Origin of the sequence: Candidatus Ruminimicrobium bovinum (assembly GCF_902760015.1) — a bacterium.
Classification (GTDB): Bacteria; Elusimicrobiota; Endomicrobiia; order Endomicrobiales; family Endomicrobiaceae; genus Ruminimicrobium; species Ruminimicrobium bovinum.
Window position 1 is genome coordinate 1 of the sequence record NZ_CACWEU010000008.1, and the last position, 10,849, is coordinate 10,849.

At 27.4% G+C, this 10,849-nt stretch carries 11 protein-coding genes; 7 read left to right on the plus strand and 4 right to left on the minus strand.

Annotated elements, in window-relative coordinates; all coding sequences use genetic code 11:
* The 4 genes from ACMUOV_RS00210 to ACMUOV_RS00225 all read right to left on the minus strand — a co-directional run.
* The coding region (locus ACMUOV_RS00210) for a hypothetical protein (protein WP_413852623.1) at nucleotides 1-450 on the minus strand (450 nt) is incomplete at its 3' end.
* A 318-nt stretch (nucleotides 451-768) separates the two neighbouring features.
* Nucleotides 769-1,359 carry a hypothetical protein gene (locus tag ACMUOV_RS00215; protein ID WP_413852625.1) on the minus strand — a complete coding sequence of 197 codons (591 nt, stop codon included), beginning with the start codon at nucleotides 1,357-1,359 and terminating at the stop codon, nucleotides 769-771.
* Between the two features lies 1 nt (nucleotide 1,360).
* A complete protein-coding gene (locus ACMUOV_RS00220; RefSeq protein ID WP_413852627.1) occupies nucleotides 1,361-1,957 on the minus strand; it encodes a tetratricopeptide repeat protein in 597 nt (198 codons plus the stop codon).
* Nucleotides 1,958-1,971: 14 nt separating this feature from the next.
* Nucleotides 1,972-3,204 carry a hypothetical protein gene (locus ACMUOV_RS00225; RefSeq protein ID WP_413852629.1) on the minus strand — a complete coding sequence of 411 codons (1,233 nt, stop codon included), beginning with the start codon at nucleotides 3,202-3,204 and terminating at the stop codon, nucleotides 1,972-1,974.
* Nucleotides 3,205-3,531: 327 nt separating this feature from the next.
* Here ACMUOV_RS00225 and ACMUOV_RS00230 point away from each other — a divergent pair, with 327 nt between their 5' ends.
* The 7 genes from ACMUOV_RS00230 to ACMUOV_RS00260 form a co-directional block, all read left to right on the plus strand.
* Entirely contained in the window at nucleotides 3,532-3,924 is a 393-nt protein-coding gene (locus tag ACMUOV_RS00230) for a pyridoxamine 5'-phosphate oxidase family protein (protein ID WP_413852643.1), read from the plus strand.
* Nucleotides 3,925-4,000: 76 nt separating this feature from the next.
* Nucleotides 4,001-4,804, plus strand: coding sequence for an acetyl-CoA carboxylase, carboxyltransferase subunit beta (gene accD, locus ACMUOV_RS00235; protein WP_413852631.1), 804 nt, complete (start codon nucleotides 4,001-4,003; stop codon nucleotides 4,802-4,804).
* 2 nt (nucleotides 4,805-4,806) lie between these two features.
* Entirely contained in the window at nucleotides 4,807-6,093 is a 1,287-nt protein-coding gene (locus tag ACMUOV_RS00240; RefSeq protein WP_413852633.1) for a bifunctional folylpolyglutamate synthase/dihydrofolate synthase, read from the plus strand.
* Nucleotides 6,075-7,016, plus strand: a complete 942-nt coding sequence (locus tag ACMUOV_RS00245) for an ROK family protein (protein WP_413852635.1) — start codon at nucleotides 6,075-6,077, stop codon at nucleotides 7,014-7,016. Before ACMUOV_RS00240 ends, ACMUOV_RS00245 begins: the two co-directional genes overlap by 19 nt.
* Complete coding sequence (locus tag ACMUOV_RS00250) at nucleotides 7,017-9,041, plus strand: hypothetical protein (RefSeq protein ID WP_413852637.1); 2,025 nt, start codon at nucleotides 7,017-7,019, stop codon at nucleotides 9,039-9,041. It begins immediately after the preceding gene.
* A gap of 2 nt (nucleotides 9,042-9,043) precedes the next feature.
* On the plus strand, nucleotides 9,044-10,030 hold the full coding sequence (locus tag ACMUOV_RS00255) for a hypothetical protein (RefSeq protein ID WP_413852639.1): 987 nt from the start codon (nucleotides 9,044-9,046) through the stop codon (nucleotides 10,028-10,030).
* A 76-nt stretch (nucleotides 10,031-10,106) separates the two neighbouring features.
* Nucleotides 10,107-10,849 (plus strand): ankyrin repeat domain-containing protein (locus ACMUOV_RS00260; RefSeq protein WP_413852641.1); only part of this gene is annotated, 743 nt, incomplete at its 3' end.

A 10,849-nucleotide genomic window follows, 5' to 3' on the forward strand; every position in this document is an offset into this window, starting at 1 on the left:
TAAGAACAAGGTCGGGTATACAACACATAAATATTTATGCATTAATCTAAATTCAAAAATATGTTTTTTGTTATTTAAAAATTTAAATAAATCATCAAACTTATTATTTTTTATTAAATTATCTATTAAATTTATACTATCTTTTGTTTCTTTTGAGATTCGTGTAGCTTCTTCAAATTGTATAATGCTATTCTCTTTTTTCCAAGTATTATCTTCTTTTTTTAAATATATAGGATATGTTATATTTTTAGCTGTTCCACTCATATTGCCAAAATCATTATTTAACACAAATTCTATATTATATGCCATACTATCATGTTCTTTATTTCCATAAATTGTATATGGTAATTCATCATCTTTTATTTCATTTATTTTTTCAATATTAAATTTTTCTAAAAATTTATTTCTTGCTTCGTTTTCTTCTTTTGTTAAAAAATCCAAATTTTCCATAACACACTCCTTTTAGATTTTTATATTTTTAATAGTATCTTTTATTATTTTATAAATTTATACAGACAACAATATGTCGCAAAGTTATAGATTTTTATGATATAAGTTAATCGTGAAGAAAGTGCTTTTATAACTTAAAATTCTTATTTATACTAATTTCGCAAACAGTGTTTGTTTACAAAATTTCTTTTTGTAAGACTAAGTTGTAATAACTACAACTAATAGTTGAGCTACAAACTACAATTTACTAAAAATTTTTCTCCTTTAGTTTTTTAACATCTTAATTATACTAAAAAAGAATTGAAACATAAAAATTTATTAATTTGTACAGAAACAACCTTTTATTTTTTTACGATATGTCAACAACATAATAACTATTACCAACAACCAAAATTTTATTGATAATATATGGTTACAATAATATTTTTTTATTTTGGCAAATAAATTTAAAAAACTGTCATCGGATTTTATTACTTTTTCTTGAACTAAATTTTTATTCATACAAATTGCACTTTTTATTGCATAAATTAATTTAGGTTCACAGTATGAAACATATTTAACTTCATAATCTGTTTTATCCGTTTGAGTTTGCATAACAAACAATGTTTGTCCTATAAATTTACTGCTGTTTTCAATTTCTTTTGTATAAAATACAGTATTGGCGGAAATATTTTTAACCGTTATTTTTGCAGGTGCATTTTTAAATAATTCATTAAGCATATCCTTTTTAATATTATCATCAATAGAAGCTTTTAATATTTTGCTTGAAGCGGTATCTGTTATATAGCTTTGATTATCTTCGCTGATTGAATAACCGAGATAAAAACTTTTATAAACAAAGTAATACCAAATAATTAATGCAATAATTAGGGATATGCAAAAAGTTAAAATAAATTTACAAATTTTCATTTTATTTGTTCTCCTTATTTTCTATAGTGCTTTCCGAGGTAGCCGGTTTTGGATACATTTGCACTAATTTTTGCATACATTCTATTGCTTTTTTGAAATTATTATCGTTAATAAAAACAATACTGTCTTTAAAGCATTTATTAATTTTTTTATTAATTCTGTCAATACTAACAATCTTTTCCTTTGTAGTAAATTTAACTGTTTCAAATTTTTCCATTATTACCATAAATGCTTTTTGAAGGTTCTTCAGTTTTTCTTCTTTTTTAGATATTTCCTGTTCTATTGCACTTATAAAATCAAAAAAAGCATCTCGATAAAACCCTAATTTTAATTTTGCAGAACCTTTATAACCGTAAGCAATACTTTTGTTTTTGTCAGAACTTTCCGCATATTTGTTGAAATTCTCAATGGCTTCGTTGTATTTTTTTAATTTGTCGTTTAAAATACCCATCATAAGGTAACCCGTTTCATCATTCTGTTTATTTATCGCCTCGTTAAAAAACTTTTTTGCTTTTTCGTATTCTCCTTTGTGTAAATAATTGTAACCGGTGTACCAAAGTGCTTTTTCTTCTTTTGTTTCTTTTTTCTTTTTGCTCATTTTATTTCTCCTTTTTAAATTAAATATTGTTTTGCTAAATTTGTCAGTTTTTCTTCGGTTAATTGTTGTTTAGATAACAACTGCATTGTTTTCCTTATAAATACTTTGAACTTTACAAAGGATAACCTGTTATCACTTTTATCTTCTATATTCGGTTTTGTTTTCTTTATTTCAGTATAGGCATTAAATAAATCTTGTTTGAAGAAATCATAATTGTGTCCCCAACCGCCGAAAAAATATGTTCTCATCAAATCATAAGATATGGTTTTGTTATTCGGTTTTATTCTATTGTATTGAATCCATCCGCAATACAGCCATAATTCTTTTATCCAATGAGATACTCTTTCCGATTTATTATCTGTTACTATTTTTGCACAATGGTCAAAAAACATATTATGTAAATGGTTTTCACCTAACCTTTGTTCTATTTCTTTCATACTGAAAGATTGTATTTTAGGTTCTGTATATTCGGTTATTACAATATCCATATACTCATATTCATGCATATATTCACATACACATAAATACTTTTTATTATTTACGGTAAAATCAAATGGAACAAAATTCGGGAAATCAGTCCATAAATTAAGCCAAACATGCGGATTTTCTTCTTCAAAAACTTTTTCCATAATTTCTTTATTGAGTTCATCTGGACATTTGATGACATTTACTTTGTAATATCTAATATCTTTATCAGATTCAATTTCATCTTTAAATTTAAAATTAAAAATTTTTCCTTTTTTTAAAACATCTCTGTTATAACCGCCTGAATTTTTAACGGTATTTATAATGTTTTGCGGTAATTTAATTTTATCTATTTCGGTAAAAGGCAAATTTTTATTTATAAGCACATTTTTTGCATATTCCCAAGAATAATAAGGATACATTGCTATTCTATCTATAATTGTTTTAGGAACATTCTTAAAACCTATTTTTCTTGCATACCTGTAAGATTCTCTTCCGTTTTCACTTAAAGCATATATAATTTTTTTAGGAACATTTTTATAGTTTAATGCTTCGGCATAATAACATGCCGTAAAGTAACCTCTTCCTAAAATATCTATTACCCACTTAGGAACATTTTTAAAATTTAATTCTCTTGCATATTCGATAAGTTGTGTTTTTGAAAGACGACAAAAATAATATGATGCTTTTTTAAAGTTTATTTTTTTTGCATATTCAAAAGCTTGTTCTTTTGTTAAATTTTCAAATTGTGTTACAGTTAATTTTTTTATGGAGTTATTCATAATAATTCTCCTTAACAAATATTGTTTACTGTTATTTTACAAAAACACCGAGACAGCAGTATGTCGGGCAAATTTGTGAAATAACTTTTTGATGTATGAATGAATAAAACATTCTTTAAAATACTTAATAAAAAAATAAAAAACATTAAATATGATATAATTTTATGTATATATATTTTTAAGGAGTATTTTATGAAAAAAGTGTTATTATTCTGTTTATTGCTTTTATGTTTATATTCAACCGTTTATGCAAAAAAAGAAAATAAACAAGAGAACATAAAAAAAGATAAAATAGAATTGACTGAAAATAAAAACAAGGAGAACGATATGAAAACGGTTTATGATTTTTTAAAAAAATGTAAAACTTATTATCTTGCAACGGTAGAAAATGACCAGCCGAGACTAAGACCTTTCGGGACAATAGATTTATTTGAAAACAAATTATACATTCAAACCGGAAAAATAAAAAATGTATCAAAACAAATATCACAAAACCCTAAAATTGAAATTTGTGCATTTGACGGTAACTCATGGATAAGAATAGAAGCCAAAGCAATAAACGATGACAGAATCCAAGCAAAACAACACATGCTTGATAATTATCCGAGTTTACAAAAAATGTATAAAGCCGATGATGATAACACCCAAGTATTATATTTAACGGATGTAACTGCAACTTTTTATTCTTTTACACAAAAACCTAAAGTTCTTAAGTTTTAAGCCGTTTTGTGATTTTTTTATAATCTGGTATAATATAATAGATTATAGTTATATTATTTTGGAGGAAGTAAAACAAATGATGGTTACAACAGCTTCAAGTAACAAAAAAGAATTGCCTAAAGGGCTTTGGAATAAATGTAAAAAATGCGAACAAATAATATTTCAAAAAGATTTTGAAGAAAACTTTATGGTATGCCCGAAATGCGGTTATTATGTTCGTTTGAGTGCAAAAGACAGAATAAAATTACTTGTTGACGAAAAATCATTTAAAGAAACAAATGCAAAATTAAAACCTGTTGATGTAATAGGGTTCCCCGGATATAAAGAAAAAAAAGAATCTTATACTACAAATGATGCAATTTTAACCGGTGAAGCAAAAATAAATTCCATAAAAGTAATGATAGCCGCTATGGATTTTGGCTTTATGGGCGGTAGTATGGGTGCTGTTGTAGGTGAAAAAGTTGTTCGCCTGATTGAAGATGCCATTGCAAAAAAACTTCCGGTTATAATAGTATCGGCCTCCGGCGGAGCAAGAATGCAGGAAGGAATTCTTTCTCTTATGCAGATGGCAAAAACATCTGCGGCATTATCTAAACTTTCGGAAGAAGGATTGCCTTATATATCTGTTTTAACCGATCCGACAACGGGAGGTGTTGCAGCATCTTTTGCAATGTTAGGCGATATTATTGTGGCAGAACCTAATACTTTAATAGGATTTGCAGGACCGAGAGTAATAGAACAGACAATCAGACAACAATTACCGAAAGGGTTTCAGTTATCGGAATTTCTTTTAAAACACGGAATGGTTGATATTGTAGTTGAAAGAAAAAATTTAAAAGATACACTTACAAAAATTTTAAAGTTCTTTGTAAAAAAATAAATATGCTTTATTCTGCAGATGGCGAATACAAAAATATGGTTTTAGGAACGGAAAGAATTGAGAAATTTCTTTTTGATTTGAATATAAATTTTAGAAAATTAAAATATATTCATATTGCAGGAACAAACGGAAAAGGTTCTACCGCAAAAATGTTGGCGGAAATTTTAACGGCTTCAAAATATAAAACGGGGCTTTATACTTCCCCCCACATTATTGATATAACCGAAAGAATACAAATAAATTCCGTTCCCGTAAAAAAAGAAGACTTAAATAAATTAGATAATAAATATAAAAAATTATCCGAAAAATACGGTTTAACTTTTTTTGAATATATTACGGCTTTGGCTTTTATATATTTTGTTAAAAAAAATGTTGATATTGTTGTTTTGGAAACGGGCTTGGGCGGCAGGTTTGATGCAACAAACATAATTAAACCTTTAGTCAGTATAATAACAACTGTTTCTTTTGACCATACGGAAATTTTAGGTAAAACATTAAAAAAAATAGCATTTGAAAAAGCCGGTATCATAAAAAATAAAATTCCGGTTGTTTGCGGTAAAATGCCTAATACAGCATTCAATGTAATAAAGGAAACAGCCCAACAAAAGCATACTTCCGTTTACAGATTAGGTTTTGATTTTACGGCAACCGGCAATAAAAATTATAACTGGCAGGATTTGTATCAAACTGTTTATTACAGAAGTAACAAGCTGAATATATCCGTAAATTTAGGGTTACTCGGGAAAAGCCAAATTTATAATACGGCAGTCGTTTTATATGCTTGTGAATTATTAAAAAACAAAGGTTTTAAAATAAATTTTTCAAAAATTCCAAAAATTTTAGAAAAATTAAAATATATTGCAAGATTTGATATTCAAAATATAAAAATTAAAAATAAAAATTTAAGGTTAATTATTGACGGAGCACATAATAAACAAGCGGTGAGTAATTTTTTAAGTTTGTATAAAAAAAGTCCTTTTTATAAAAAAGAAAACCCTTTATTATTTGCCGTTATGGAAGAAAAAAATTATACCGAAATTATAAAAAATTTTTCTTCGGCTTTTACTTCCGTATTTATAGTTGATATTAATAACAAAAGAGAATTAAAACCGAATTTAATAAAAAAAGAATTTTTAAAATATACATCCGCAGTAACTGTTATAAAAAATTTGAATAGTTTTTTTAACAAATTACAAGACAATGAAACAATTGTAGTATCAGGTTCATTTTATTTGGCAGGTTATATAATTAAATATTTAAAGGAAAGAAAATGCTTAACTATTATTTAGGTATAGATATGGGCGGAACTCAAATAAAAATAGCTGTTGTTACAGAAACCGCAAAAATTATTGAAGAAACTGTTTTGGATACAGATGTTACGGCAAAACCGATTACGGTTATAAAAAATATAGTTAACAAGTTAAATTCATTAAAATATTATTCTAAAATTAAAAATATCGGTGTAGGAATTGCAGGAGATATCGATTCGGTTAAGGGAATTGTTCGTTTTTCCCCTAATTTACCTAAATGGAAAAATATTTATCTTAAAAAAGAACTTGAAAGATTAACAAAAAGAAAAGTTTTTATAGATAACGATGCAAACACATCTGCAATAGGCGCTTTTTGGCTTGATTTAAAAGGCAAAGCAACAAATATGGTTTGTGTTGCACTTGGAACGGGTGTTGGCGGCGGTATAATAATAAATAAAAAATTATACAGAGGAGCAACCGGAACTGCAGGCGAAATAGGGCATATTACCGTTGAAAGTAACGGCAATAAATGTAATTGCGGAAATAACGGTTGTATAGAAACTTATATCGGAGTTAAACATCTTGTTAAATCGGCAACCGAATTAATGAAAAAACATAAATCAAATATTATTTTAAAATTAGTCAACAATGACAAAAATAAAATTACTCCTAAAATTTTATCGGAAGCTTGTGCAAAAAACGATTTTGTTGCAAAGCAGGTATGGAAACAAGCCGGTGAAAAATTAGGAATACTTTTAACAACAATATTAAATTTTATGAATCCCGACCACATTGTTATTTGCGGCGGTATAAGTAAAGCAAACAAATTATTTTTTGAAACTGCATATAAAGAAATAGATAAAAGAGCATTTAAAACAGCTGCAAAATCCTGTAAAATTGTAATTTCAAAATATACAAGTAAGCTTGGTGTTGCAGGTTCGGCAATGTTAGTAAAAAATTAAATGACAATTCTAAAAAAAATAACATCATTAATTTTTTTATTATTAATATTTTCCGCAAGCACCTTATATGCTTACGAAGTGGATATTAAAGCAGATACCCTTACTTATCAACAGGAATCCGGTGTAATTACGGCCTCCGGAAATATAACGCTGGATTGGTTAGGTAAAATTTTACAAGCCGATAACATTGAAGTAACAATCCCTGCAAAGAAACTAAAAGCGGACGGTAATGTAACCATACTGGAATCAAGTAATACAATTTTTGCAGATTCCGTGGAATATAGTATGGACGAAGAAGCAGGAACAATATCAAATTCAAAAGGTTGTTCCATGCCTATATTTTTTAAAGCGGAAAAAATGATAAAAATTTCATCCGATACTTATAAAATAGAAAATGTTATTATTTCTAACTGCGACTTAGACCAACCGCACCATTATGTATATGCAAAAGAAGGGCTACTTGTTGTAGATAAAAAAATATCAGTTTCAAAAGCGACATATTATGTAGGTAAAGTTCCCGTTTTTTATCTTCCGAAATACACAAGATATTTATCAGGCGGAGACGGTAAATTTTCTTATGAAATAGAGCCGGGTTACATAAACGAAGGCGGGCTTTCTTTAAAAACAAAATTAAAATATAAATTTACAAAAAAATTTGACGGAAAATTACTTTTGGATTATCTCGGTTCAATAGGTGAAGGTGCGGGACTTGAGTTTAATTATTATGACCCTAAAAAAATTAAAGCATCTATCTTCGGTTACGGAGCATTATACAGAAAAGACGATTCTCAAAGATGGTCCGTGCAACCGTCATATTGGCAAAAAATAAATGATTATTGGACAGTTCAAGCCAAGGGTGAATTTCAAAGCGATTCACAATTTAATAATACTTATCAATTGGATAACTGGAACAGGACCGCCAATACAAGAAGATCTTATTTATCTTTTACCCGTCAGTCTTCAGCTTCAAACTTAAGGATATTATCCGAACTTTATCAACTGTATGATGCTAACGACAAAATAAGACCCGGTTCTTACTTACAACTTCCGCAAGTTTATTTTTCAATTTATCCCAAAAAAAAGTTCGGTGTTACAAACAATTTTACTTTTAACTTTGAAAACAGAACCGATTATAACATTGCAATATCAAGCGACGATTTCAGTTATGTATTGGCAAATGCCGACTATAATATAACAAAAGATTATAAAATATCAAAAAGATTTACATTGAAACCTACATTAGGTATTAAAGAAGAATTTAAAAGTAAAAAACATTATTATGAACAGGACCCTATAGCGGTTGCAAATTATTACGGATCGTTAAATGCAAGGTATCGTTTAGCAAGTTGGGTTGATTTTAATTTTAATTATGAAGCACGTTTAAGAAGTGCCGAAAATTCATTAATGATTGATACCGACGCAGTTGATAAAGGATTTGCAAAAAATGCATTACTTTTTAACAATTACATGTATTTATCTTCAAATTTAATATTACGAAATTATACAGGATATGATTTTAGAGAATCTGATGTAGTTTTTGCCGATAACGGATATAAAAATTGGTATCCTTTAATTTCCGAATTAACTTATGTCCCCTCTTCAAAAGTAACGGTTTATTTAAGGCAACAGCAGGATTTGGACCCGTTTAAATTCAAAAATTTTCAACTTGATACAAAATTCGGACAAATTGAAAAATTATATTTTACTTTCGGTTCTTTTTATTATGATTACAGGCCGGAAGAAGTTGATATAGTAACCGGTATAGGATTTTGGTTAAATGCAAAATGGAGATTTGATTATACAATAAGGACAACATGTAAATTTACCGAAATATATTTTGGCGGACATGACCAGGAACTTAAACTTTACAGAGATATGCATTGTTTCAATCTTGGAGGATCATTAAGAATTAGAGATGATTATTATGAAACTTTTTTAAAATTTGAAATGAAAACAAATGTCCCGACATTAATAAAAAAAGACGGAACGAAAGAAATAGAGAATGAATTTTATCCTTGGAGATAAGATTGAAAAAAAATATATTTTTAATAGCATCAATATCTTTTATTTTAGTTTTTACCGTCCTGTATATACTTATAACATTCAATTATGATATCAGGTTAAAAACAGCAATAGAAAACGAAAAGCAAACAGCCGCAAGTTATTTGACAATAGCTGCCAACGAATTAAAAAACAATTACTTAAAATCCGATGATATATCTCTTTTGTATTCTACGGAATATTTTTCAAAAATAAAAAACATATCGGAAGTTTTTATACTTGATAAAGACTCAACAATATCAATGCATAACGACTCAAGCAAATGGAACAAAAAACTGTTTGGAAACATTTATAGTAATGTAATAAATTCAAAAGAACAACTTTTTCAATCAGTTAATGACAACATAACTTTGTATTCTTTTCCTGTTGATGATAACGGCTTTATTTGTTTTGTATTATCATTTGAAGATATAACCAACAATTATTCTGCTTGGAAAAACAAATTATATTTATGTTCGTTAATAATTTCTTTAATAATATCAATAATTATATATTTATTATGTTATATTCTATTATTAAAACCTTTTACTGAAACAAAAAAAATTTTAACCGTAAAAGATAATAATAAAAGAACAATTTATTTTGAACTTATAGATATGGTAAAACAATGTTCTGTTGAAAATAAAAAAGAAATTAAAAATTCAAACAATTTACCGTTGATAATAGATAAACTTAATACAAAAAAAGATATTATTTCCGTTTTGGACAGTAAAGCAAATATTATTTATATTTCGAATACTGGAAATAAAATATTTAAATCTTCAAAAAACAATATTCATATTATGGAAGCGACAAATAATAGTGAAATAATAAAAACCGTATCCGATTTACTTGAAAATAAAAAGAATGAACCGATTTTGCTATATGATTTACAATTAAAAATAGAACCTATATATGACTTGCATAATAATTTAACAGCCATTCTTATAACAAAAATTGTAAATTTTATTTAAAAAAGAATTTTGTTTTAATTTATTTATTTTGTATCATATAAGTTATTGATTTATACTATTTTATTTGGAGGATTTTATGAGTAAAAAATTTATGTTACTTACCGTGTTTTGTTTTTTATGTATGTTTTCCGTTAAATCTATGGCAGATATATTTTCGGCAGCAGCTTCCGGAGATATCGATGCAATGGAAATAGCTTTATCAGAAGAAGGCGAAGATGTAAATGCAACCGACAAAAACGGGAAAACGCCGTTACTTATTGCTATTGAAAAAAGCAGCTTGAATACGGTTAATTATTTGTTTGATAACGATGCCGATTTTGAAGTAAGAGACAATTTAGGTAATAGTGCTTTAATGTTGGCATGTGCGGTAGAAAAAAAAGATATAGTTGAATTATTATTACAAAAAGGAATTGATGTAGATGAAAGAAATAAAAACGGAGAAACAGCTTTAATAATAGCAGTTAAAAAAAATAATGATGAAATAGCTTTGTTATTATTATCAAAACAAGCAAATATTGCAGCAACAGACAAATATGGAAATACGGCGCTGATATATGCTGCAATTAACAATAATGCCGAACTTATAAAAGAATTAACTGCAGCGGCAGACCAGAGTTTAACAGATTATAAAAACAAAAACGGTTTATCCGCATTTTTTATTGCATCGGCACTCGGTAACTTGGAAGCAGTAAAACAACTGATACAATCAGGTGCAGACGTTACTTTAAATAGTGCAAGCGGTATAAATCCTTTAATGGCATGTTGCTCTTTGGGAAATTTAAAGACAGTTAAATATTTAACAGATAAAATAGGTTTTGA